Source organism: Polyangium mundeleinium (genome assembly GCF_028369105.1).
GTDB lineage: Bacteria > Myxococcota_A > Polyangia > Polyangiales > Polyangiaceae > Polyangium > Polyangium mundeleinium.
This window is the reverse complement of sequence record NZ_JAQNDO010000001.1, coordinates 4843358-4868691: the sequence shown is the minus strand read 5'-3', so window position 1 is coordinate 4868691 and position 25334 is coordinate 4843358. Positions and strand designations below refer to the sequence as shown.

At 70.9% G+C, this 25334-nt stretch carries 17 protein-coding genes; 5 read left to right on the top strand and 12 right to left on the bottom strand.

Annotated features, from left to right (window positions below; genetic code table 11):
• Positions 1–26 precede the first annotated feature (26 nt).
• Positions 27–3173 carry an AAA family ATPase gene (locus POL67_RS19485; protein WP_271919127.1) on the top strand — a complete coding sequence of 1049 codons (3147 nt, stop codon included), beginning with the start codon at positions 27–29 and terminating at the stop codon, positions 3171–3173.
• A 108-nt stretch (positions 3174–3281) separates the two neighbouring features.
• A complete protein-coding gene (locus POL67_RS19480; RefSeq protein ID WP_271919125.1) occupies positions 3282–3812 on the top strand; it encodes an RNA polymerase sigma factor in 531 nt (176 codons plus the stop codon).
• Here POL67_RS19480 and POL67_RS53665 read toward each other — a convergent pair.
• Positions 3798–4910, bottom strand: a complete 1113-nt coding sequence (locus tag POL67_RS53665; protein WP_271919124.1) for an SUMF1/EgtB/PvdO family nonheme iron enzyme — start codon at positions 4908–4910, stop codon at positions 3798–3800. The two genes, POL67_RS19480 and POL67_RS53665, sit on opposite strands and share 15 nt — an antisense overlap.
• Before the next feature lie 161 nt (positions 4911–5071).
• Here POL67_RS53665 and POL67_RS19470 point away from each other — a divergent pair, with 161 nt between their 5' ends.
• Both POL67_RS19470 and POL67_RS19465 read left to right on the top strand, forming a co-directional pair.
• A complete protein-coding gene (locus POL67_RS19470; protein WP_271919122.1) occupies positions 5072–6550 on the top strand; it encodes a c-type cytochrome in 1479 nt (492 codons plus the stop codon).
• Between the two features lie 2 nt (positions 6551–6552).
• The gene (locus tag POL67_RS19465; RefSeq protein WP_271919120.1) at positions 6553–7632 is read left to right on the top strand and encodes a hypothetical protein; all 1080 of its coding nucleotides are present in this window, start codon (positions 6553–6555) and stop codon (positions 7630–7632) included.
• Here the strand turns inward: POL67_RS19465 and POL67_RS19460 are convergent, their stop codons facing one another.
• From POL67_RS19460 to mltG, 6 genes are all read right to left on the bottom strand, one after another.
• Positions 7633–8226 carry a GTP-binding protein gene (locus tag POL67_RS19460; protein ID WP_271919117.1) on the bottom strand — a complete coding sequence of 198 codons (594 nt, stop codon included), beginning with the start codon at positions 8224–8226 and terminating at the stop codon, positions 7633–7635. It abuts the gene before it with no gap.
• Between the two features lie 12 nt (positions 8227–8238).
• Positions 8239–9387: a hypothetical protein gene (locus POL67_RS19455; protein ID WP_271919115.1), complete on the bottom strand. Its 1149-nt coding sequence runs from the start codon at positions 9385–9387 to the stop codon at positions 8239–8241.
• 199 nt (positions 9388–9586) lie between these two features.
• Positions 9587–10417 (bottom strand): hypothetical protein, encoded by an 831-nt coding sequence (locus tag POL67_RS19450; RefSeq protein WP_271919113.1) that lies wholly within the window; start codon positions 10415–10417, stop codon positions 9587–9589.
• Between the two features lie 26 nt (positions 10418–10443).
• On the bottom strand, positions 10444–11766 hold the full coding sequence (locus POL67_RS19445; RefSeq protein ID WP_271919111.1) for a hypothetical protein: 1323 nt from the start codon (positions 11764–11766) through the stop codon (positions 10444–10446).
• 86 nt (positions 11767–11852) lie between these two features.
• Positions 11853–12497 (bottom strand): hypothetical protein, encoded by a 645-nt coding sequence (locus POL67_RS19440; protein WP_271919109.1) that lies wholly within the window; start codon positions 12495–12497, stop codon positions 11853–11855.
• Complete coding sequence (gene mltG / locus POL67_RS19435; RefSeq protein WP_271919107.1) at positions 12494–13555, bottom strand: endolytic transglycosylase MltG; 1062 nt, start codon at positions 13553–13555, stop codon at positions 12494–12496. Before mltG ends, POL67_RS19440 begins: the two co-directional genes overlap by 4 nt.
• A 308-nt stretch (positions 13556–13863) precedes the next feature.
• Between mltG and POL67_RS19430 the strand changes: the two genes are divergently transcribed.
• Positions 13864–14631 (top strand): hypothetical protein, encoded by a 768-nt coding sequence (locus POL67_RS19430; protein WP_271919105.1) that lies wholly within the window; start codon positions 13864–13866, stop codon positions 14629–14631.
• A 6-nt stretch (positions 14632–14637) separates the two neighbouring features.
• On the opposite strand, the gene POL67_RS19425 is transcribed toward POL67_RS19430, so the two are convergent.
• Genes POL67_RS19425 through POL67_RS19405 form a run of 5 tightly spaced genes read right to left on the bottom strand, consistent with a single transcriptional unit; the run spans position 14638 to position 25228 of the window.
• Positions 14638–16191: a vWA domain-containing protein gene (locus tag POL67_RS19425; protein ID WP_271919103.1), complete on the bottom strand. Its 1554-nt coding sequence runs from the start codon at positions 16189–16191 to the stop codon at positions 14638–14640.
• A 58-nt stretch (positions 16192–16249) separates the two neighbouring features.
• Positions 16250–18505: an NAD(P)-binding domain-containing protein gene (locus POL67_RS19420; protein ID WP_271919101.1), complete on the bottom strand. Its 2256-nt coding sequence runs from the start codon at positions 18503–18505 to the stop codon at positions 16250–16252.
• A gap of 17 nt (positions 18506–18522) precedes the next feature.
• Entirely contained in the window at positions 18523–20883 is a 2361-nt protein-coding gene (locus POL67_RS19415) for a cyclic nucleotide-binding domain-containing protein (protein WP_271919099.1), read from the bottom strand.
• On the bottom strand, positions 20880–23972 hold the full coding sequence (locus tag POL67_RS19410; protein WP_271919097.1) for a serine/threonine-protein kinase: 3093 nt from the start codon (positions 23970–23972) through the stop codon (positions 20880–20882). The genes POL67_RS19415 and POL67_RS19410 overlap by 4 nt, the downstream gene beginning before the upstream one ends.
• Positions 23969–25228, bottom strand: coding sequence for a serine/threonine protein kinase (locus POL67_RS19405; protein ID WP_271919095.1), 1260 nt, complete (start codon positions 25226–25228; stop codon positions 23969–23971). Before POL67_RS19405 ends, POL67_RS19410 begins: the two co-directional genes overlap by 4 nt.
• Positions 25229–25334 lie beyond the last annotated feature (106 nt).

The window sequence follows — 25334 nt, the reverse complement described above, 5'->3', positions numbered from 1 at the left end:
CATTCTCATGTCCGCGTCGAAACCACATGCCGACTCGCTCGTTTGCGCCCGTGCCATTTCTCGTCCGCCGGCCTCTCGGGCCGGCGTTCGTCGGACGCGCGCGGGAGCTCGAGCTCCTGCACGCGGTGCTGCAGGGGGAAGAACGCGCGATTGGCGTCTGCGGTCGATCCGGGATCGGAAAGACGGCGCTCGCGTTCGCTTATACGAATCGATACCAGCACGCGTATCCAGGGGGCGTGTATTGGGTCGACGCGCCTTCGGGGTGCGACGAGGGATTCGCGGCGCTCGCCACGGCGATCGGGCTCCGGGCCGAGGGGCCGCTCTCCGATCGGAGAAGGCAGCTCGTCCAGGCGTTCGCCAAGCATCTGCGTCTCCGGCCAGATGCGTTGCTCGTGATCGACGGCGTCCCGGCTCCGAGCGCGCTCTCGGCGCGCGTGCTCGGGTTCGTCCCGGCGGAGCTCGCGTGCAGGCTCCTGTTCACGATGCGCGCGCCGCCGGGGAACCTCGTGCTCCCCACGTTCGATCTCGGCCCGCTCGCGGAGGAGGCGCGGGTCGAGCTCCTGCTCTCCGGGCTGGAGATGCCCGACGCGGAGGAGATGGAGGCTGCGCGGCGGGTGTGCGGGGCGCTCGCGCGGAATCCGCTCCTGGTGTCGATCGCGGCGGGCTGGCTCGCGCGGCGGCCCGGTCGCTCGGCCGGAGACCTCGCGCGACGGCTCGCGGGCGCGGAGGTCGCGGCGGCGCGCGCGGCCGTGCTGAAGCTCGGGTGGGACGACGTGCCCGAAGGCGAGGCGCGGCGGCTCCTCGCGCTGCTCTCGATGGGCAAGGGAGAGGCGCTCGTGCCGGCGACGCGGCTCGCCTGGCTGGAAGGGCGACGGGCGGGAGAGCCGATCCAGGCGGCGGTCCGGGCGCTCGCGGCGACGAACCTCGTGGACGTGGACAAAGCCGGTCAGGCGAGGCTCTGGCCGGACGTCCGGGCGTTCGTGGAGGGCGCGCTCGATCCCGTATTTCGGGACGAACTCCGTGTCCAGGCAGCGGCGCACCTCGAACGCGCGCTCGGCGACGTCGGGAGCATCGAGCGCGACGTCGCCGAGCGAGGCATCGCGGCTGTGCTTGCAGACGTGCGGGCCTCGTCGGCCTGGGCGGCGGGGGCCCGGGGGGTCGCGTCGATGCGCGGCGCGCTGGAGCTCGAGGCGAACGCGCTCGTCGGCTGGGATGCGTCGCGCGAGCCTGCGTTTTTCTTGCAGCAGCTCCGGGCGCGGGCCGAGGCGTTCGAAGGGGCGAATTTCACCGAGGCGCTCGACGGGGCCTTGGCGGCGCGGCATTCGCCGTGGATCCGGGTGCGGTCGAGGACGAGCCGCCGCGGGGAGGTTTCCGCGCGTGTGCTCGAAGGGCACGCGGCGAAGGTGAATGCCGTCGCAATCACGCGGGACGGGCGGCTCGCGCTCTCGGCCTCCGACGATCGGACGGTGCGCGTGTGGGATCTCGAAGCCGGGCAGGCGCTCTTCGTGCTGACGGGGCACGTGTCGGCCGTGCGCGGGGTCGTGGTCTCGGCGGATGGGCGCACGGCAGCGTCGGGGGCGGCGGATGGCTCGCTCTTCGTGTGGGATCTGGCGACGGCGCGGGTAACGCGACACCTGCGCGGGCATACGGGCGTGGTGCATGCGGTCGCGCTCGCGGAGGACGCGGGCACGGTGGTGTCGGCCTCCGAGGACGGGACCGTGTGCGTGTGGAGCCTCTCGACCGGCGAACTCGTCCGGACGCTGCACGGACACGTGGGCGGCGTGCATGGCGTGGCGATTACGGCGGACGGTCGGTCTTGCGTGTCCGCGGGCGAGGACGACGAGGCGTTGTGGCTATGGGACGTTGATGCGGGGCGCGTCGAAAATGCGCCCGACGCGCCCGGCTCCCCACGCTCGGCCGTGGCGATGAAGGCGGAGGGGCGGGTCCTCGTGGCGGCCTCGCACGAGGACGCCGTGCTTTGCTGGGCGCCCCTCGAAGGCAGCCCGCCCGAGCTCCTCGCGGGCCACACCGACGGCGTGACGAGCGTGGCCATGACCCCGGACGGGCGCTTTTTGGCCTCGGGATCGTGGGATCACACGGTGCGCATGTGGGATCTCGACGCGCGGATCCCGCTCGGGGTCCTGCACGGCCATGCGGAGGGCGTGCAAGCCGTGGCGCTGACGCCGGACGGGCGGACCGTCGTGTCCGGCGGGGAAGACCGTACGGTGCGCGTGTGGGATCTCGGGACGAACGTGGCGCCCGGGGTCCCCGGAGGGCATCACGCGCGGGTGAGCGCGCTCGCGGCGACGCCGGACGGTTCGTTCGTGGTGTCGGCCTCGTTCGACGACACGCTGCGCATCTGGGACGCGCGGCAAGGCGCGCTGCATGCCGTGCTCGAAGGGCATGCCTTGTGGGTGCACGGCGTGGCCGTCACGCCGGATGGAAAGCGCGTGATCTCGGCGTCGGTCGACGGCTCGCTCCGGGTGTGGGACGTCGCGACGGGGCAGCTCGCGTGGGTGATCTCGTACCTGCCGGGGCGCGGGCCGGGCACGATGTCGCTCGGGCGCGAGGGCGTCCCGCTGTGCGCGCCGTTGCTCGTAGACGAGCGGGGCACGCGGGTGATCACGAAGAGCCAGGAGGGTGCGCTCGCCGCGTGGGATCTCACGGAGGGGCAGCGGGTGCGGACTTATGGGACGGGCCGCGAGGAGCCCCTCTGCGGGGCGCTCGTGGGCAATCGGCTCGCGGCGGGCGGCGCCGATGGGCAGGTCGTGTTGTGGGACGTGGGCTCGGCGGCGCAGGTCAGCGAGCTCGTGGGGCACGAGGCGGCGGTGCGGGCGGTGGGGATGTCGGCCGACGGCGGCTTTTTGGTGAGCGCGTCGGAGGATCACACGATCCGGGTATGGGATCTGGGCGCGGGGCGTGTGGTCCGCGTGCTCGCCGGGCATCGGGCGCCCGTGGGGGCCCTCGCGTGGCTCGGGGATGCGCGGCACCTCGTGAGCGCGTCAGAGGACCGAACGATCCGGGTATGGGATCTCGCGACCGGGGGTTCCGTGGCGCGGCTCGTGGTGCGCGAGCCGGTGGAGGCCCTGGCGGCGGGGCCGGGGGCGCGGTCCATCGTGGCGGGGGATCGCGCGGGGCACGTGTCGTTCCTGGAGCTCGAAGGCACGGATTGAGCGGGCCACGATTTCCGGGACAATTTCGGCAATCCATATTGCGAATTCGGCCCGTGCAAAAAACGCATTTATTTTAAGAACGTCGCATGGGTCGACAAATTCCTGTATGTGGCCCCCCTTCCTCCCCGCAATCCGTTCGCGCAGGAGCAAGCTTGGCTCTACGCGCACGCCGTCATCTCCCTTCGCCGGCGCCTCCGCCGCATGGGCGTCCTGCCGGAGGACGCGAAGGATCTCGTCCAGCATGCCTTCTTCGTCGCCCTTTCGCGCTGGCACGAGGTCGAGGACGCCTCGGAGGGGCGCAAGCGCGCCTGGCTCGAAGGGATCACCTGGCAGCTCAGCCAGAACTTCCTCCGCCTCCGCCGCCATCGGGTTGAAAAGCTCGGCCACCGCGGGCTCGACCTGGCCCCCGCGCCCGGGTCCTCCGTCGACGAGCAGACGCACGCCGCGCGCCTCGTCCACGCGGCCCTGGATTCGATGACGGATGAGGACCGCGCTCTGTTCGTCGCGTATTTCCTGGAGAGCGCGACGCTCGACGAGCTCTCGGTGCGCTTCGGGATCACCCGCAATGCGGCCTTCCGCCGGATCACCACGCTCGGGCGCGTGGCGCGCGCCCGCCTCGAACGACTATCGCGCCGGTGAGCGCCCGCCGCGCGCGTAACAGCAACGAAAGCCGAGGTGGTAGTTCACGTGGAACGCCTTCCGGATCGGCTGCACGTGCCAGCGGGGGTCGTGCGCGCAGTGGTCCGAGTACACCTCGCGCCGCGGCGGCTCGTCGAGCCTCCGCGCCACGTCGACGTAAAAGAACGCGCTGCCTTTGAGCTGCGAGACCACCTTGTCCTCCTCGGGATCGAAGCGCGTCATCGCCTCGGCCACGTTGCCGTGTTGATCGAAGACGCCGAACCGCGAGCGGCACCGCGGGTACGAGCCCGACGGCTCGGTGTTCGTCGCGCACGTCGCCCAGGTCGTGTCGATCGTCCGGGGATCGCAGGGTTTGTCCGACCACTTGGCCGCGGGTTTGTTGGTGTTGCAAATGTCGAGGTCGAGCTCGCTCCCGTACGCGTACGTGCTCGACTCCCCTCCCCCGGGATCACCGCGGCAGGCGAGGACCCACTCGTCCTGCGTGCAAAGCCGTTTTCCTTGCATCTCGCAGAGCGCCGCCGCGTGGGCCGGCGGCACCCACACCATGGGCAGCTCGCAGGGGCGGTTCGGGTACTCGAAAACGTCGATGCACGCTTTCGCCTTCTCCGCGTCGCCGCCCGCGTAGATCGGCACCATGTTCTCGTGCCCGCCGCACGCCTCCCGTTGCGCCTCCGTCTGCAGCGTCACGCCGCGCAGCCCTTCGAGGCATTGCGCCCGGGAAATCACGTGCCGCGCGAGCGCGGGGTTGCCCTGGTTCGTTTGTCCCGGCCCGTCGGGTCCGACGTACCGCCGCAAGAACTCGCCCGGCTCACGCTTGCGCCACTTCTTCCCCGGCGTGATCGAGATCAGCGCGAGCAGCTCTTCCTGCGTCGTGTGGTGGAGCGGCTTGTCGTCGACGAGCGCCGCATCCGGCGCCGCGCCCGCGTCCTCTCGCGTCGCGCTCGCCGGCCCGACCCCGCCCTCCGGCATCGGCGCCGAAGACGACACGACGGACGCGCTCGGGCGCGGCGGCGCGGGCGTTTGCTCGTCGTTCGAGCTCGCCTTGCAGCTCGGGAGTGCAGCGAGGGCGACGACCAGGACGAACCACCGGGCGGGCACGGGCGCGCACGATAGCAGGTCTCGGGACGAACGGAGATGCTCGGACGATCCAACGCGCGCCCGCCGCTCCCCGTGGCAACCTGCCGCGGCGAATGTGCCGGGATGCGGCAACTTTGCCGTTGAAAAGGGCGCAGGGCACCCCTTACATCGTCCTCGTCACCGTGGATACCTCATCGCTCGGCGTCCCCTACTATCCCACGAACGATTTCGGCCCGCTCATGAAGGGCCTGGTCATCGGGGGACTCGGCATCTTCCACGTCTTCCTCGCGCAGTTCGCGATCGGCGGCGGCGTGCTGATGACGTATTTCGAGTGGCTCTCGGGCAAGGGCAAACTCACCGTTGGGAGCAGGGGGCTCCGCTCGGACGAGCCGAGCTCTGCCCCCAAACCCCCGCTCGCTCGGCGTTTCACGAGCGGCTACTTCAAGCTGCTCGTGCTCGTGAGCTTCGTCGTCGGCGCCCTGACCGGCGTCGGCATGTGGTTCACCTCGATCCAGACGAGCCCGCGCACGATCGGGCTCATGGTCGACACGTTCCACTGGGTGTGGGCCACGGAGTGGACGTTTTTCTCGCTCGAAGTCATCGCGGGATATTGCTTCTACCGTTATGGCGATCGCCTCGACGGGCGCTCGCGCCTCTTCTTGCTCGGGCTCTACACGACGGCGGCCTGGTTCAGCTTGTTCTGGATCAACGGCATTCTCTCGTGGCAGCTCACGCCGGGCGCCTGGCTCGAAAGCGGCGATCTTTGGGCCGGGTTCTTCAATCCCACGTTCTGGCCCTCGCTCTTCTTCCGCACGTTTGCGGCCATGGCCATCGCCGCCCTCGTCGCGGCGCTCGTCATCAGCGCCTCGCCCTCGCTCGAACGGGACGAGCAAAAGGAGCTCTTGCATCGGGCGGCGCAGCTCCTCGCGCCGATGGCGCTCATGCCGCTGCTCGGCGCCTGGTACCTCTTCGCGATGCCGAAGGACAGCCGGAGCTGGGTGCTCGGCGGCAGCCCCGCGATGAGCATGTTCTTCGGCCTTGGCGCGGGCGCCTCGCTGCTCGTCGGGCTGTACGCGATCTTCGGCCTGCTCCTGCGCCGCCTCTACATCAACAGCGCGACCGCGTCCTTGCTCCTCGTGCTCGGGTTCGCGGCGACCGCGGGCGGTGAGTTTGTCCGCGAGGGCGCGCGCAAGCCCTTCACCGTGCGCGAGACGCTCTACTCGAACGCCATGACGCCCGCGGAAATCGTGACGATGCGGGAGAAGGGCTCGGTCACCGGCGATCCCTACCCGCTGCGGGACGCGGCCGATTACCCGAACGATCAGGTGCGCCTCGGCGCGAAGGTCTACCGGTTTCAGTGCAGCGTTTGCCACACGGTGGGCGGCGTGAATGGGATCGTGCACCTCGCAGGCACGTGGACGGCGGAGCAGACGCGGCTCAACGTGGCGAAGCTCCAGCACACGAAACCGTTCATGCCGCCGTTCGCCGGCACGCCGGAGGAGCTCGAAGCGCTCGTCCGGTTCATCGAGTGGGAATCGGCTTCGCGGCCCAAGGACTTCGAGGTCACGAACGACCCGGCCACGCTCGCGCAAATCAAGCGCTGGCTCGACGAGGCGGGTACGGCGCCGGGATACACGACCGCCGCGGAGAAAAAGAGGTAACCATGGACGCCCCCTTCCCCTTCGGTTTTCCCGGGCCGACCGCGTTTTACCTCGCGACGTACGTGCTCACGCTCGTCTCGCACGTGGTGTTCATGAACTACGTGCTCGCAGGGACGGGCGTCCTCCTCGTCCGGCAGATCCGCGGCAAAACAGGCACGAGCGACGTGCTCGCGGACCTGCTCCGCGACTGGCTCCCGTTCGCGCTCTCGGCGGCGATCACGGCCGGGATCGCGCCGCTCCTCTTCATCCAGATCCTCTACAAAAAGGCGTTTTACACGGCGAACCTTTTGCTCTTCCACCGCTGGATGCTCATCCTGCCAGCGCTCATCGTCGGGTTTTACCTGCTCTACGCGCAGAAGACGGCGTTCGTGAAGGCGCGGCCGCGGCTCCGGGTGCTCGTGACGACGGGCGCGCTCGCGAGTTTCCTGTTCACCGCGCTCTCGTGGACCGAAAATTACCTGCTCGCGCGGAGCGAGAACGCGTGGGCGCCGATGTACGCGTCGAAGTCGATGATCTACGAGAACCGCGAGATCCTGCCGCGCATGCTCCTCTGGACGCTCGGCGCATTGCCGACGCTCGCGGCGCTGCTCGGCTGGCAGCTCCATCGGCGGGAGCGCGCCGGCGTTCCCGTGGACAAGGCAACGTTCCAGCGTATCGCGCGGATCGGGCTCGGCGGGCTCGTCGTCGCGGGGGCTTGCGCTGCGGGATATGCGATGCTCGTGGGGCCCGCCGCGAGGGCGCACGCGGTCGGGCCCATGGCCTTGCCGTGGTTTGTCGCGGCGGTGGTCGGCGTCGTCGTGGAATGCGTGGGGTTCGTCGGGCTGCATCGCGCCGAGGCGAACCGAGGGAAGTGGCTGGGGATCGCCTCGGCGGGGCTGTTTTTCGTAATCCTCGGGACGACGGTCGTGCGCGAGGTCCTGCGCATCACGGCCGTCGATTTCGCGGCGCTTTATGCGGAGCACGCGCGCGCCGCCCAGGTCTCAGGCCGGTGGCTCTTCCTCGGGTTTTTCCTGGTGAATGCGGTGCTCGCCACCTGGGCGATCCGGACGGCGCTCACGCGGGCCGAGCGACCGGCCGCCTGATCAGGCCACCTTCCGGCCGCCCATCCGCTGGAGCACGCCGCGCGACACCGCCTGCAGCGTCTCCATCACGCCCACGCCGCTCTTCGCAGCGCTCTCCACCTCCGGCGCGCCCATCGGGTTGAGCAAGGCCCGGAGGCGCGGGACGGGCTCGATCTCGGGCAGATCACGCTTGTTGTACTGCACGACGCACGGGATCTCGCGGAGCGACTCGCCGAGCTCCGCGAGGTTGTCGCCGAGATCCTCCAGGGCCTCGAGGTTGGCTTCGAGCCGCGCGGATTGCGAATCGACGACGAAGACGAGCCCGTCGACGCCCTTCAAGATGAGCTTGCGGCTCGCCTTGTAAAAGACCTGCCCCGGCACCGTGTAGAGGTGCAGCCGGACGCGATACCCGCGGATCTGCCCAACTTCGAGGGGCATGAAATCGAAGAAGAGCGTCCGTTCGCTCTCGGTCTTCAGGGAGACGAGGTTGCCCCGCGCCGCCTGGGGGGCGCGCGCGTGGACGTGCTCGACGTTTGCGGTTTTTCCGCACAAACCCGCGCCGTAGTACACGATCTTGAGAAATATCTCCCGCGAGGGGACGTTGACGAATGCCATGTCGCCACCTCCTCAGGCCTCGGGCCCCGCGTCGGCGAGGCAATGAATGGCGGCCACGATGCTCTCGAACGAGGCATCCCGGGCGCTCGAATGCTTGACGAGCCGCACGTTCAGCTCGACGAGCGCGAGGACCTCGCCCGCGACGCCGGGCGCACGGAGGAGGTCGAAAATGGTCCGCGAGAGGCGCGGCGGCGGGGTGAGGCAAGCGAGCGCCGAGAGGGCGGCCATCGCGCGCGCAGGCAGGGACGCGACCAGGGATTCACGGGCAATGTGGACGAGCGCCGCGGCGAAGGCCGCGCTCATCGCGGAGAGCAAGCCCTGCGGCTCGTCGCGTCCGGGGACGCCACGCACCGCGGGCGCGCCGCGGGCCGCACTCCACACGAGCGCGCAAATCTCCGAAAGGGACGAATACGCGCTCCGATCGAGGAGCGCGAGCACGACGTCCTGCCCGTGCGCGTCCCAGGCTGCGCGCGTGCCGACCTGCGCGGCGAGGAAGGCCCGGAGCCGCGGATCGATCTCGCCCGCGCGCACCGCGGCGACGGCGATCTCCACGAGCGGCTTTCGGGGCACGCCGTGCGCGGCGGCCCATTCGAGCAGCAGGACGCGCTCCTCCGCGCTCCACGCATTGCGCGCGCGCTCGACGATGGCCTCCGGCGCGAGCGAGGCGTCGATCGGCGTCGCGAGGCCGGGCCCCGTGGGCGCGATTTCGTCGAGGCTCGACTCCAGGAAGCCGGCGAGGTCGAAATCGTCGCTCGGGAGCGCCGCGCTCTCCTTTTCTTGGGGCGCCTCGATGCGGACGCGGCGGGCGGCGATTCGATCGAAGATACGCGGCGGGACCTTGCCGCGCGTGAGGTCGGCGAGCTCGATCCACTCCTCGTCGTGGAGGGAGAATCGGGGCGCGTCGAGGACCTCGTGTTCGAATTGCGACGGCTCCTCGAGCGCAATCCGGGCGAGCGCGCGAAGAACCGCGCCGGTGAAGCCCGGCTCGCAGCGGGCGCGCCAGGCGAGCAAATCGGGGACGCCGAGCTCGGAGACGTTCTCGCGCAAGAAGGATTGATCGTCCTCGTCGAGTCGCGACTGGCGAAGGACGTGCAAAAAAGCCACGGGACGAGCCCGCCCCCGGTGCGCGCGCACCAGGGCATCGATTTCCGTTCGTTTCACGCGGGACCCCCTATGCCGCGCGGAAATCGCCATTTCGGAGCCGTCGCTCCGCAATGCGAGTCACGTGCAGCGCTGGGGTTGTTCGTCGTCGCCCGAGGGCGACCCGCCGTGACTCGTCGGTCGGTGGAACGGCGGTTCCTTCTTCCGGACCGGTACCTCGTAATCTACGAACCGCGCGCCGCCCTGTCAAGCTCGCCCGTCAACTTCCCCGTGCCGCGGCCGATATCTCCGCATGGCTCGCCCGGAGCTGCTGGGCGAGCTTCTCCGGCAGCACGTGCGCGCGCCGGAGCGCCTCCTCGCTGAACGGGAGGGCCGAGACCGGCGCGCCTCCGTCCGAATAAAGGTTCGCCAAGAGGTCGAGGAGCCAGGGCTCGCCCGGGAGAATGGAGAGGCCGAGGAGCGTGATCCGCGCGGCGAGCTCGTAATGGCCCTCCATGGCGTGCTTCGACGCCGACATGGAGAAGAGGCCGACGAGCTTCTGGATGTGCGAAAAGAGCATGATGTGGCCGATGAGCTCGAGGCCGGCCTTGTAGGTCTGCTCCATGAGCACGCCCTGATCGACCCCAAGGGCCGCCTGCTCCGCGGCCGTGACGAAGACGCCGCCGACGCGCCGCGCCAGCTCGTCGGGCAAAAGCTCGGACGCGCGGCCCCGCGCGGCGATGATCGCCTTTTCGTAATCGACGAGCGCGCTCGCCATGGCCCCGCGATTCCCGCCCGAGGCGAGCGCGAGGTATTTCTTTTCGGTCTCGGGATCGTCGAGGACGAACTCGCGCTCGTCGACGTCGAGCCTGCGGACGAGCGTTTCGCCGGGGTAGAGGACGAGATCGAGGACGATGGGCTCGTCATCGTGGGTCGTGACGACGTGGTGGCGCCCCGCATTCACGTTGCAGAAGCCGCGGGTGCCCTGCGCCGTGAGGCGGCGAAAATCGCCGCGCATGCCGTCGATGGCGCAATCGCTCCAGGTGTTGTCGCGGAGGAGGAGGCACCCGCCGGTGCGGGCCTTTTGCAGGTCGTCGAGCGCGTGGGCCATGGGGCCGGCACGCTAGCACGCCCGGGTCAAGGCAGGGTGGCGATCGCGAGCCGGCCCGAGGCGCTGCCCGCGAATGTGGGGGTGAGCCACGCGCCCCCGACGAGGCGCGTCGAATACACGGTGTTCAGGTTGTCCGCGTAAATCATTTCAGCCTCGGCGCCCTTGCCGCCGCGCGTGAGGGCCGGCGGCGCGAGGAGGACCGGGTTCTTGCCGCCCGCGCCCTGCGCCGGGGTCGACCAGGTGGGCGCGTCGCCGGTCGAGAGCCGCGCCGTGTAGAGGCGCTGATCCGTGCCTCGATACGCGAGCAACGCGCCGCCGCCGGGCAGAGGCGCGAGGATCGGCTGATCGAGCGAGGAGGCGCCCTCGATGGACTGGGGGCTCGTCCACACGGCGCCCTTGCGCGAGAGCCAGTGCAGGCTGCCCGCCTCGTTCGCGAAGACCGCGACGAGCTCCGGGCCGGACGCGAGCGCGACGATGCCCGGCGTCGCGCTCGCGGCCTTGCCGGCAATCGCGTGCGGCGTGGCGGCCGACCACGCGCCGCCGCTCCTCGATTGATCGTAAAACGTCCCATCTGCGCCGACGAACGCGATCACGGGCGCATTGCCGAGCGCCGCCACGGCCGGCGGGTTCGGGCCGGACGAGGGCTGGCCGTTCGCGGTGATCGGCTCCTTTTTGCTCACCCAGGAATCGTTCTGGCGACGGCCATAATAATAAGAACCGTCCGTGCCCTTGTAGACGAGGTGCGCCACGCCCGCAGTCCCCGCGATCTGCGGCCCGCCCTGGCTCGCGAGGCCCGCCTCCAGCGCCGGCACGGGTTGTCCGAGCCCGGGCGACCACGCCCCGGCCGAATACAAGGCCACGCGGAGCTCGCCCGACGCGCTCGATCGGAGCACGCAGATGCCGGTGCCGGTGCCGTCGGAGGCGAGGCCGATCACGTCCTGGGTCTGGTCCTGCCAGGGCGTCGACTTCATCGCTCCCGATTCGAGATCCGATTCGGCCGCGAGGACGGCGCTGCCGCCGCCGAACACGCTCACGATTTTGGTCGCGGTCCCATTTTGCCCGCCGCCCATTCCCCCGCTGCCGCCGCCACCGCTGCCGCCCGACCCGCCCGTGCCCCCGGATCCGGCCATCATCCCGCCCGCGCCGCCCGCTCCGCCGGCTCCGCCCGGCCCGACCATCGTGCCGCCCGACCCGCCCGACCCGCCCTGGGCGCCGTCGCCCCCCTCGCCTCCAGTGCCGGGTGTGTCGTTGCTCGCCGCGCAGGCGAGCGGGCCGAGAGCGGCCAACGAGACGAGGCCCGAGAAGAGGAGGGCCGAACGGAGAACCGCCAATCGAGAAAGCAAGCGCATGTCGAGGACCTCGCAGAAGAAGGGTGGATCGAAGCGGGCAGTATGCCGCGAAGGCGAGGCGCGACAAGGTAGGCGCGGCCGCGCCGTCAGGGCGTGAAGCGAATCGAGTAACTGACCATCGTTTTTTTACCGCCCTTCGGCCGTAGAAATTCGATGGCTTCGAAAACGCCGACGACACACGGCACGAACCCCTCCCCTTTGAGCGCGGTGCGGGGGTGCGAGACCTGGGCCTTGCCGCCCTTGCCGTCGACGAGGAGGTCGACGCCGAAATCCCCGCCCTTCTTTTGATCCTCGACCTTGGCGAAGCAGCGGCGGAGTTCGTCGAAATGGGGCTCGACCGAGCGGTTGAACGGCGCCTTCGTGGCGTCGTCGTTCGGCCCGCCGCCGATGTGCATTCCGATGTTCTTGACCTTGACGGCCGGGAGCGGCGCAGCCTCGGGCGGCGGCGCTTCCGGGGCGGCCGCGGAGGCAGAAGCGGCCGCGGACGCAGACGCGGCGGGCTCGGGCTCGGGCGCGGCAGCGGAGGCGGGCGCGGCAGCGGAGGCAGGCGCGGGCGCGACGGCGGAGGCGGACGCGGGCGCAGCGGCCGTCATGGTCGTCGAGGCGGGCGCCGAGCCGTCGGGGGCGGTGGCGCCCGAGCAGGCCACGAGCATCGGCGCGGCCACGAGACAGGCGAGCCGCAGGGTGTTTTTCGAGACGAACGTTTGGCGCTTTCGATCGGGGGGGTTCATTCGGGTCTCTCGGCGCTCGGCGAGGTCGCGCGTAGCTTGCGGACGGCCTCGTTGTGCTGGTCGAGCGCCTCGCTGAAGGTGTGCCGGCCGCCTCCCTTGGCCACGAAATAGAGGTATTTCGTCGCCGCGGGCGCGAGCACGGCCTCGATGGACGGAGCGCCGGGGTTCGCGATGGGACCGGGCGGCAATCCGTCGTTCACGTACGTGCTGTATCGATTTTTCGAGTCCCGGTTGATGGCCGGGGTGATCTTGCCTGTAAACCCGGCGCAGGCCGGGACGACGTCGGGCTCGGAAAAACAAGCATACGACGCTGTGGGATCGGATTGCAGGCGTTTCGGCTTGAACGTGGGATCGAGCAGGCGGTTCAAAAAGACGCTCGCGATGAGCGGGCGCTCGTCAGCCTGGACCGCCTCCTTCTCGACGATCGAGGCGAGGATCAAGATCTCGCGCCGGCCATACCCGAGCGTATTGCGGAGCGACGCGAAGCCCGCGGCGTGTTGTGTCGCGAGCGCGGCCCAGCGGCGATCGGCCTCCGTGACGAGGCGACGGACGATCTCGCGGGGATCGGAGTCGAGCGAGAAATCGTACGTCGCCGGAAAGAGATATCCCTCGGCGCTCTCGATCCCGAGGGCGCCCTTGCGCTCGATGCCGAGCTCGTCGAGCAGGAGCGGGTCGGCGCTCGCGCGGAGGAAGGCGTTTTTGCCCGCGACGCGGAGTTTGTCCAGGCGCGTCGCGATGTCGAACCGGTGAAACCCCTCGGGGATGGTGACGCGCGTGGTGGGGCGCTTCGGCGAGCGTTCGAGGAGGTGACGCAGATCCCAGGGATCGAGGCCCTGCGGGAGGATGTGCGGGCCGGGGACGAACGCGCTCGTGCCGCCCGTCGTGCGCAGGAACATGGCCATCGCGCCCTCGCTGCGGACGAGGTCATGCCGGGCGAGCAGAGCCGCGGCTTGGTCGCTGTCGAGGCCAGACGGCCAGTCGAGCTCGACCGTCGTGCCCGCGTCCGGGGCGTGTAGGTGGCCGTAGCCGAGGACGAGGGCGAGGAGCGCGAGGCCCACCGTGCCGGCCGCGCCCGCGATCGCGAAGAGGGCCGCGCGACCGCGGGGCGAGAGGCGAGTGCGGGGCGCGCGGGGCGCGCGAGGCTTTTTGGGCGACGGCGCCGGAGGCGACGACGGGGACAACACGCCGGCCTCGGAGGACGCTGGGGACGACGCGCGGCGGCGGCGACGCCCGGGGGAAGACGGGGCTCTCGTGGGCACGGCAGGACCCGTGCAAAGCACCAAACGCCGAAGGGCGTCAAGCCGAACGTTGCCACGAGGCGCCTCCGGGGGCCATGATGCCGCGGTCGAGGAGGTCCTTTCCCCGCATGGCATCCAAGGCCGTCACCGATCGGCAGAAGTCCGCGCGCTCCGTGACCGCGGCAGCACACACGCACGCAAACGAGGTGGCGGGACGTATCGCCGAGCTGCTCTCGCCGCACCTCCGGCCCGACGAGGAGATGCCGGACGTGGCGCTCCTCCTGCGCCTCGTCGGCAGGCTCATCGCGACGGAGAACGAGGCGCTCGTGCGCGCCGACGCGGCCCACGAGCGGGAGCTCGCCGACGACGCGGCGCCCCGCAAGGCGCGGGACGAGGCGGTCGAGAAGGTGCGGCGGATCCTGGTGGATCTGCGCGCGGCGGTGGAGACGACGTGCGGGATGGCGGGGCTGCCGCGGCTGCACCTGCTGGAAGCGGTGCCGACGGATCCCTCGGTGCTCGCGACGATCGGGCGTTCGGTGCTGGACGCGCTGCGCGACGAGTCGGTGCGGCTGCCGGCGCCGCGGCGGCGAGGGCTCTCGCTCGATCGGGAGGCGTTCGCGGAGGAGCTGGAGCTGGAGCTGCCGCCGCTGGACAAAGCGCTCGCGGCGGTGGCGCGCGAGGCGCGCGAGGCCGAGGCGACGCTGCGGCAAAAGCGGGTGGCGATGGAGGCAAACGATCGCGCGTTCAGCCGCGGGGCGGCGGTCCTGTCGTCGTCGTTCGCGCTGGCGGGTCTCGAGGACCTGGCGGGGCGGCTGCGACCCTCGTCGCGGCAGCCGGGCGAGACGAACGAGTTCGAGCTGGCGGCGACGAGGGCGGAGACGGGCGCGGACGGCTGAAGCCGTTCAGAAGCCCATGTTGGTCGCCGCTTCCTGGTTGGAGCGGACGGCCTTGCGGCCCTGGCGCGACTCGGTGGTAGCGATCGGCGCCGCCGCGGGGGGAGGCGTAGCGAACGGGCCCGCGACGGGCTCGGCGGTGGCGGCGGCGACCGGGGCCGCAGCGAAGCCGGATTGCGCTTGCTGCACGACGGCGAGCTGCCGGTCGAAGTCCGAGGCGACGTCGGCGGCGCGGGCGGCGGGGGCGGCGGTCTTGGCCTTCGCGGCCGAGTCGCGCAGGGATTGTTCGCGGCTCTCGATGCGACGGCGGGCCTCGACGACCTTGCCTTGCTCGAACAGGCGGTTCGCCTCTTCGAGCGCGGAGGCGGTCTCGCTGCGGTTCACGCGGCCGGCGACGACGGCGTCGAGATCACTCGCGTCCGTGTCGACGACCTCGACGCCGAGCTTGCCGCTGCAACGGCCGTCCTCGTTCTTGACGAGATCCTTGTAGCGCATGTCGACGGTCGCGACGGCGAGCTCGCCATTCGAATTCGCGGGGAGGCGCAGCTTGACGAGCACGGTCTTCACGTCGCCGCCGCTGAAGGTGCCGAGCGGGACGGTGACGCGATTGCCGCTGCGCCGGAAGGAGCGATCGAAGACACGATCGAGCTCCACGCCGGGGGCGAGATCGATGTCGACCTCGGCGCCGCTCGCGACGGCCTGCGTGAGCGCCTCGGCCTCGCCCTCGAAGACACGGGCGAGCGCGGCGTCGTTCTCGACGAAATAATGCCGGCCGTTCGATTCGACGGCGATCGCGGACAGGATTTTTTCGTTGTAATCGACGTCGACGCCGACCGTGGAGATGCCGATGGCGCGGTCGCGGGCGCGCTGCGCGAGGCTACGGAAGCCGGGGACGTCCTTCAAGCCGTGGTTCGCGTCGCCGTCGCTGAGGACGATCATGCGGCTGATGCGGCCGTCGCTCGACCGGTTCATCTCGGCCATGGCGGTCTCGATGCCGCAGGAGATGCAGGTGTCGCCGCCGAGCGTGATGCCGGAGATCGACGAGACGACCGAGCCGCGGGTCGAGGGGCCGATGACGACGGCGGGGACGACGACCTCGGTGCGCGTGTCGAACGTGACGACCGAGACCATGTCACCGTCGTGGAGGCGCTCGACGGCGCCGATCGCGGCGTTGATGGCGTTGCGGAGGCGCGTGCCTTTCATCGAGCCGGAGCGGTCGATGACGATGGAGAGGTTCACCTGGGGCGCGGCCTGCGCGCGCTCGCCCGCGTTCGCACGGGCTTCGAGCATGAGAAACGTATCGCCGCGGGCATTCTTGAGGACCTTCGGGTGACCCATGCGCCCGTCGATCATCACGGTCGAGCCCGCGGTGAAGTGGGCGAGCTCGACCTGGTTCGTCGCGTCGATCGCCTTCTCGGTCGTGGAATTTTCTTCGGTCATCTCGGCGCCGATGGTGGGCTCGGGCGAGGACGGCAGGCCGCCGGGAGGGGTGAACGAGTAGACGGAAAAGCTCGTGAGCAGCATGCCTGCGAAGGCGAGGACGGCGACGCGGGACGATTTCATGGCTCTCTCCGGGTATCGAGCATCGGCGCCTGCAACAACGGTGCTCGCGAGCACGAGCTTACGGTGCGCCAGTGGGTCCTTGGACGAAGATCGAGGGAGAACGATCTGGTCCGATGTGCGCTTCTGCGGCCACCCGGACCCCGCAGGCCTTCAGGGTGTCCCAGGGGGGGATGGATCCGATGAGGACAAAGACGGCGTCGGAAGGGACGCGCTCGTCACGGCCGCGGGCGCGGAGGGTGGCGGCGTCCGGGGCGAGGGCGGCGATCTCGGTCTCGAAGCGCAGGCTCAGGCGGCCGGCGGCGTGCATGCGCTTGACCTCGTCGATGTTGCGCGACTTGCCACGCGTGAAGGTCGGGCCGCGGTGGATGACGGTGACGGTGGTGCCGGGCTGCCGGGCGAGCGCGACGGCGATCTCCATGGCGACGTCGCCGAGGCCAACGACGAGGACCCGTTTGCCTTCAAAACTTCGGGCGTCGGCGAGGTGGTAATGCACGCGGGCCTCGACCTCGGGTGAGAGCTCGATGGGGAGCCTGCGGGGCGTGCCGCGCTGGCCGATGGCCAAGAGGACGCGGCGGGCGAGGATGTCCCGTGGCGGCCCCCCTTCACGCGGCTCGGTGCCGACGCGGAAGAGCTTGCCGCTTTCCTCGCGCGTCACGGCCGTCATGCGCGTGTCCTGCCGGATCGGGAGCTCTTCCTTGCGGATGATGCGCATCCAGTGCGAGAGGAGCTCTTCCTTGGTGGATTCCTTCAGCCAGAGCTTGCCCGTGAGGGGCAGGTCGAGCGGCTGATCAAAGACAAGCTTGCCGCGGGGGAAGCTGCGGATGCTCTGCGCGACCGAGCCTTGTTCGATGACCTCGAACGAGAGGCCGAGCTCCTTCGCGCGGAGGGCCGCGCTGATGCCCGCGGGGCCCGCGCCCACGATGACGAGGTCCTTCGGGCGCTCGCCTCCGCCCGTCCAGGCCCCTTCCGCTGCGAGGCCCGCGGCGATCTTCTCGACGGCGTGGGCGCCCTGCAGGATCGCGTTCTTGATGAGCGGCAGGCCCGTCACGTCGCCGGCGAGGAAAAGGCCGGGGGTGTCCTGGCTCTGGAGGGCGTCGTCGATGCGCGGGCGATCGCCGATGGTGTCGCCGTCGTTGATGCGGAGCGAGCCGTTCGGGCAACGTTGCTCGCAAAGCGTGAGGCCACAGCAGGCCTCGGGGCGCACGACGACGGCGACGTACTTCTGGACCTCGAGCACGTCGTACGGGCAAGCGTCGACGCAGGCATAACAGCCGAGGCAGGTCTGGGTGTCGATCTGCGGGAGGCGGACGCGGGTTTGGGGCTTGAGAAGCGCCTCGGCGGCCTGGGGTTTGTCCTGGGCCTTGCGGCGGCGCGCGCGGAGGGCGCCCGAGCCGCGGACGAGGCCGAGCGTGAGGGCAAACGCGAGCGTGCCGGTGCCGAGCCAGAGCCACGAGAGAGCGCTCGTCGCAGGGCGATCGAGCTTGGGGACGGCGAGGGCGACGTCACGCGCGGCGTCCCAGGCGACGGGGCGATCCTCGCCGTGCTGCGCGGCGCAAACACGACCGCGAGCCTGCGAACCAGGGCGTTCGGGCGTGTCCGGCGGCAATGCCGTTTGATGTTCGTCGAAGCAGAGGGACGGTTTGTCGGGGCCGAGCTTTTCCGTGCCGGGAGCGAAGCAGCGGGAGATGGGATCACGCGGGGAGCGCGGGTCGTGGCAGCCCTTGCAGCTCGCGGCGGTGACGATGGGGACCGTGGCTTGGATGTGCGCGGGCGGCGCGTCGTCGAGGACACGCTCGACGCCGGGGGCGAAGCGGATGGGAGGCTCGCCGGGGACGAAGGCGACGCCCTGATCGGCCTGGTGGATGGGATGGCAGGTCGAGCAGCGCATGGCGCCGGATTTGAAGAGGCGCTCGTGCGGGCGGCGGCGCGGCGCGTGGGCGCCGTGGCACGTGGCGCAGGCTTCGTCGGGGCGTTTTTCGGCCGCGGCGGTGCCGTGGCAGCTCGCGCAGGTGACGCTCTCGGCGCGCGCATGCGGGCGCGAGAGCGGGCCGGGCGAGGCGTGGCCGCCGGGGGGCGGAACGAGGAAGGCCGAGAGGCCCGCGGCGGCGGCGGCGACGATCGTGGCGGTGAGGACGCCGCGGAAGCGGGTGACGTCGGAGGTCTTTTCAGCCCGCTTGGCGGCGCGGCCGCGGGCGAGCTCGCGCGGGACGGCGGCACGATCACGGGCGTCCCCGAGGGGCGACGCGTAGAGCGTGGGCAACGCGGCAGGAGGTTTGCCCGCGGATGGTTCGTCCCGACGATCACGATCGGCCATCGAAGGATCGCCTCCCCTCACCGCTTCATCACGGCCGCCACGTGCACCACGAGCAGCGCCATCGCCATGCCGAACGTCAGGATGTGGAGCGGCAGCCCCACGCGGAGCAGCCGAAGGAGGAGCCTCTGCGCAGGCAGCGCGCGGAGCTCCACGACGATCCGCACGAGCCCGTCGAGCCCCGCGAGCCGCTCCTTTCCGCGCCCTTCGAGGACCCGCTCGATCCGGGCCCGCAAGACCTCTTCCTCCTGCCGCAGCGTCCGACCCGACGCGAGCAAGAGGAGCGGCCCCGCGGAGCTCATCGCGAACGGCACGAGGATCTTGTCGAAGATCTTCTTCACGAGATCACTCTTGCCGCTGACCTCGCGATAGAGCCGGTCGACGAGATCCCTGCGCGCGGCGGCGAAGTCCTCGGGCAGCGCGGCCGAGCGCTCGATGCGGGCCATGCGGCGCGGGATCCAGGCATACGCGAGCGCCGAGAGGCCGCCCACGAGCGCGCTCGCGAGGAAGACGAGCCGGAGCGCGCCGCCCGCCGTGGACGGGGCAATCGGGTGCATCGGCGCGTGCGCGAAGACGAGGCCCGTCGTGACGAGGCCAAGCGCGAGGTGAATCGCGAGCTGCGGACGAACGCGCGATGCGACGGGCGTGCGCGGCTCGGCAGCTTCGTCGCCCGCGCGCTTGCGCATCCACAGGCGCACGAGGCGCTTCGGCACGGCGTACAGGACGAGCAGGACGAACCCCACGGCCGCGAGGATGCCCGCGGCGCCGCCGAGGCCCGCATCCGCACGAAAGAGCCCGCGCGCGTGCATGATCATGCCGACCACGCCGACGGCCGCGCCCGCGATCGCGCCGCCCGCGACGAGGCCGGCCGCGCTCGCGCCTTGCTTCTGCACCTCGGCGCGGGCCGCGGATCCGCCGAGCAGCGGGTTGACGCTCGGGGCTCCGGGTCGCCCTGCGGCGCCCTCCGCCCCGAACCCCATGTCGCGCACGTCGGCGAGCTCCTCGCTCGGGTTCATGCGGAAGATCGATCCGGTCGGACAAACCTGCACGCAGGCAGGGCCCTCGTAGCCGCGGCAGAGGTCGCATTTCACGGCGACGTCGGGGTAAGCGCCGCCCGCGGGGCGCGGCGTCTCGGCCGGGCGGGCGGCCATCTGGATGTTGTCCCAGGGGCAGGCCTTGGCGCACGCGCCGCAGCCCGTGCAGAGCGCCTCGCGGATGAAGACCTCGCCGTCGGGCTCGCGGCCGATCGCGCCCGTGGGGCAGTCGATCATGCAGCTCGGGTTCGCGCAGTGCTGGCACGAGTTCGGCAGGAGCAAGCTGCGCGGCGCCTCGGATCGCGCCTCGACCCGCGCCACCATCTTGTCGCCGCGCCGCACGATCCGCGCTTCTCCGTGCATCTCCGCGCATCCCCACGCGCAATGCCCGCAACGCACGCAGGTTTCGAGGTCGATGACGAGCAGCGATCGAGCGACCTTGAGCCGGTACAGATCACGAAACGCGTGCTGCGTGGCGTTCTCCGCGGCGCGGCCGATCACGGCGCGCTGTGACGTCTGCTGATCGAGCGCGATGCGCCGGAGCGCGCCGAAGAGATCCGGATGACGCGCCGTGATGCCGCGGAACGTGCGCGCGTCGATGGCGATGAGCAGCGACGGGCCGCTCGCGACGGCGCTGGAGAGGCGCGACGTGCCGGCTTCGATCTCCGCATCACCGAAAAAATCGCCGCGGCCGAGGTAGGCGCGGACGCGCAGGCGCTCGCCGTCGTCGGTCTGGATCTGGATCATCCCGTCCGCGACGAGGAGGAGGTCCGTCGAGGGATCGCCTTCGCGGTAGACGGGCTGCCCGCGCTCGAAGCGCTGGTAACGGGCCGCGTCGAGCAAGACGTCGACATCCTCGGGATCGAGGGCGCGGGCGAAGGCCATCGTGTGGAGCAAGTCGCGCGTGGCAGCGCGGCGCAGGATACGCTCGAGCCGCTCGGCGACCTCGGCCTTGCCGCTGCGCGCCGCCGCGCGCTGGAAGACGTGCGCCGGCACCTCGCAAAGCCGCGACGATGCGCGCGCCGTGGCCGTCGCGCTGCGCGCCCCGAACGCCGTCGCCTCCTCGCCGAACGACGCGCCCTTGCCCGCCGCGCGCAGCTCGCTCTCGTGATCCTCGCCGCGACGCACGGCCGAGAGCGCGACCATTCCCTCGGCGACCACGTAAAACGCAGGCGCCGCCGCCCCCGCGCGGTAGACGACCTCGCCCTCGGCCACCAAGAGCATGCGCCCTGCGTCCTCGATCTCGCGGCGCGCGCGCGCGTCGAGGCCACGAAACACCGGCGCTTCCCACACCGCTGCCGGCCACGCCGCGCGCTCTCCCGAGGTCGCGGGCGAACCCGAGGTCACGGCACCTCCACGTCGGCGCGCGCGAGCTCGACGATCTCCAGCCGACGCAGCATGTCCTCGGTCACGTTCGGCCCGTTCGGGCGCAGGCCGCGCCGCGACTGCTCGCGCTCGTACGCGGCGAAGGCCCGGATCAAGAAGGGCGGGAAGGCGCGGAAGAGCAGGCGCGCCTCGACGCGGAAGGGGCCGCGGCGCGCGCCGGCGTCGAGGTCGTACGTGAATCGGATCGGCACGTTCGGCGGCAGCGATCGCGTGTCGACGATGGCGTCGGGCCCGCGCACCTGGCCCCTCGACGCGTCGAGCGCGCCGACGGGGAAATACGTCTCGAAGAGCGCGTGATCGAGCGAGAGGTTCGAACGGCACTCGCCCGTGTCGATGTCGTAGTCACCGTCATCGAAGCGATCGGCCCGGAAAAACCCTTGCCCCGGACCGGGCTCGCAACGCCCGTCGGGGCCGATCACGCCGATGCAGCGGACACAGCGCAAAAAGCCGTTCTGGAAGTTGACGAGGCCCTTGCCGCGGAACGAGGTGCCGCCGCGCTCGGGCGGAGGAGACCAGCGCGGGACATCGACGCCGTCGCGCACGTCAGCGCCGAAGAGGCCGATCGGGCGGCCGCGTTCGTCGAGCGACGAGGGGTTCGTGTTCACGCGGACGAAGGTCTTGTCGTGGAGATCCTCGTCGGGCCGGCCCACGCGGCCGACCTCGTAGACCACGCTGCCGTCGCGATCCCGCACGACGAGGTGCACCCAGAACTCGCGCTCCTGGCTGAAGCCGGCCGGGACGCGATGCCCGGCGCCCACGTTCTCCACGACGATCGGGATCTCGATCCCCGCACCGCCCCGACGGGCGCCGTCGATCTCGAAGCGGAAGGTGTGACGCAGGAGGAGGTCGCGACGGCGGCGCGCGCCGAGCGGGATGCCGTGGGCGTCGATCGTGGTTTCGTCGACGAGCGAATTGGGGAACTCGTCGGAGAGCGGGAGATCGACGCCGGAGAAGTAATGCGTGCTTACGTTCGTCGCCTTGGGCGAGTTGTCGGCCGAGCGCCCCGTGGGGAACACGCCGGGCGCGCGCGCGACGAAATGGGAGCCGGGCGGGCATTCGGGCTCGGCCTCGCCGCTCGCGGGTGATCCCGGCTCGCAGACGCCGGGGTACGTGCTCATGTGGCAGTCCTGGCACGTCGCGGGCGTTTTCCCGCGCCGCTCCTCGTCGCGGGCCCAGGCGGCCCACTCGGAGTAGGCGTTGCGCAGGCGCTTGAAATGCTCGCCCTTCTGCACGCCGAGGACGTCGCTGCCGAAGAGGCGCACGTCGTGGCAGCTCCCGCAAAACTCGCTCGTGCGGAGGTAGGCGTTCGCGCTCTCGCTCGGGCGGCGGTGGACAAGCGGATCGACGTTGTCGGGCGATCCGGCCGAGGCAGAGGCGATGGGGCGCGGCGCGCGCGAATTTTCGAGGAAAAGCTCCTCGTTCCGCAGCTCGTAGCCGCTATTCGCGATCCCGAACAGGCCGCGGTTGTCCTCGGGTCTGGCCGGAAAAACCGCGCCCGTGACGAACGAGGTCCAGGTGGGGTTTCCCTCATAGCCGCTGCGTCCGCCGCCGCGCCCGCCCACGGGGCCGTGCACGGTGTGACAGAAGACGCAGGAAATGCCCTCGATGCCCTGCGCGCCGAGCAGGTCCCGCACGGGCTTGCGGGTTGCAGGATCACCGCCGACGCGGCCGTCCCAGGCCGGCAAGGGGCGCTCGATCTTCTCGGCGGGGCTGTGGCAATTGACGCACCAGTGCTCGCCGCCCGAGCCGGTCACGGCCACACCACTCTGGCGATTGCGGCAGGCGGTCGAGGCATTGACGCGACGAAGGATGCCGGCGCCGTTCGGGCAATCCTCGTCGCGGCCGACCTGCTCCTCGATGAGGCTCTCCAGGCCGTTGAAAAGCGGGCTCTTCACCGAGTGCGCCATCACCGAGCGGCGCCACTCCGCAGCCTGGCGCGGGTGGCACGAGGCGCAGGCCTCGCTCGTGGTGCCGACGGTGGAGATCGGCGTGAGAGGCGCGATCTCCTGCTTGGGCGCCTCTGCAGGCGCAGGCGCGAGGCGCGAGAACGCGAGCGCCGCGACGAGCAGGCCCGCGCCGATGGGCAAACCCGCGGAGATCCAGGCGTTCTTCGCAGGAATCGGTTTTCCCGCGGTGGCAGCACGTTGCGTCGGAGCCGGTCGTTCGGCGGGAACACCCGTGGGTTCGTCCGCCTTCCGCGCGCGGGTCTCGGCGGGCTTGCGGTCGCGCGCGGGACGCGGAGCCGCGGCTTCGGCGCTCTCGCCGCGAAGAAAACGTCCGAGCTCCTGCGTGAGGGTCACCGCGCGATCGGGGCGCCGCGCCGGATCGGGATCGAGGAGCCGCAAGCAAAGGCTCTGCAGGCCGGTCGGGAGCGCGCGCGCCACGGCGTCCACGAACGGCGGCGCCTCGCGCTGCGCGGCCTCGTCGAGCGCGTGACGCAGGCCCGCGCCGGCGAACGGGTGTTCCCCCGCGAGCAGCCGGTACAGCAAGAGGCCGAGCACGTACCGATTCGCGGCGCTGTCCCACACGGCCCCCGCGGCCTGCTCGGGCGGCGTCCAGCGCGGCGAGATCTCCGCCGTTCCGCCGCGGGATCCGCCGCCCTCCTGCGCGCCCAGGATCGCGCCCACGAGCCGCGGCGCCGCGACCACCACGGCTCCCTCGTCGTCCACGTGCACGCCTTCGAGCGAAAGCGGCCCTGGAAAAAGGCTCGCCTTCTCGCACGCGGCGAGCCCCTCGGCGACCGCGAGCGTGATGCCGAGCGCCTCACGCCACGGCCACGGCCCCTTCCGCTCGCGCACGAGCTCCGCGAGGCTCGTCCCGAGCTTCCGGCGCACGACCCACACGCCCTCGTCGTCCACGCCGCCGAGCGTGAAGCCCCCGATGGAAGCCTCTCCAAACCCGAGCAGCCTCCGCGCCGCGGCCTCGTCCGAGCTGGGCAGCCGGAAGAGCTCGCGCCCGCCCTCGCAGGCGAAACGCGACGCGCGCCCGAGCGGCGGCAACGGCGCGCCGGCCGCGATCCCGCTCGCCTCGGGGCGCGCGCGTTTCATCATCGCCCCCGAACCTTCCCCGTCGCCGTGTTCTTCGTCGTCGTCGTCGCCGTGGCCGTCGCCGTGGGCGCCCCCGTGGAGGCCGGATCCTCCGCGGCTTGCGTCGATCGCACGAGGTACGCGCCGAGCCCCGCGAGCAGCGAGAGCCCCACGATGATCCCAACCGCGACCTTCATCGGCACCTCGCGCCCTTGATCCACCTGATCGACGAGCGCGATCGTGTCCTTGCGCGCGCCCGCGCCCGCGCCCGCGTTCTCGCGCCGCGGGGCCTTGGCCTCGTCGCCGGACCGATCCGATCGCGGATCACTCGATCGCGTCGCGGGTTTGCCCTCGTCGTTCGTGTCGGGCGCCTCGGGGATCGTGCGGGGCGTGGGGGACTTCTGGTGCGGCGTGGTCGCGCCGTGGGCGCTCATGCGGCCGGGGCTCGTGCGCGCGGGCGCGGGCGCCGCGACCTGGAACGGTTCGAGCCTGTCGACCACGTCTTGCGCGAAATAAGGCCTGTCCTCCGGCGCTTTTTCGAGGAGCTGGAAGAGGAGCTGCTCGACGCCCTTCGGCAGGCCGCTCCGCACGTCCGCTTCGAGCGGCGGCGGCTCGGCCGTACACTGGAGGTTCAAGAGCTGCCGCGGCGAGGCCGACGAGAACGGCGGTTTCCCCGCGAGCAGCTCGTAGAACACGAGCCCGAGCGCGTAGAGGTCGGCGCGATGATCGATGGTGCGCGCGTCGATCTGCTCGGGGCTCATGTACTGCAACGTGCCCACGCTCTGCGTGTTCGTCTGGTTCATCGCCTGCAGCATCTTGGCGATGCCGAAGTCCATGACCTTCACCGTGCCGTCGGTCAGGATCATGATGTTCTCCGGCTTCAGATCGCGGTGGATGATCGGCGGCTCCTGCCCGTGCGCGGCGGAGAGCGCCGAGGCCACGGCCGCGACGATGCGGATCGCCTCGGTCCAGGGCAGCCGCCCGTCCTCGCCGAGCGCCGTGCGCAGCGTGCGGCCGTCGAGGAACTCGAGCACCATCGCGAGCTGGCCGTTCGCCTCGATGCTGGCCAGGCTCCGCACCACGTTCGGGTGCTCCAGGTGCGCGAGGATTTGCATCTCGTTCACGAAGAGCTTGCGCCCCGTCTCACTCCTCGCGAGCTCGGGGTGCAGGACCTTGAGGGCCACGCGCCGCTTCGACAGGCGCTCCTCGCCCTCGTAGACCTTGCCCATCCCCCCCTCGCCGACCAGGCGCCGGACGAGGTAATCACCGAGCTGCTCCATCACGCGTCTCCGATCCGCCGGACTTACCTACGGATGACCCCCCCCGAGGACTTACAGGACGTGCGCATCTCCCCGGGATGGTGTAGCCATGGGCCAGGGGCCCCTT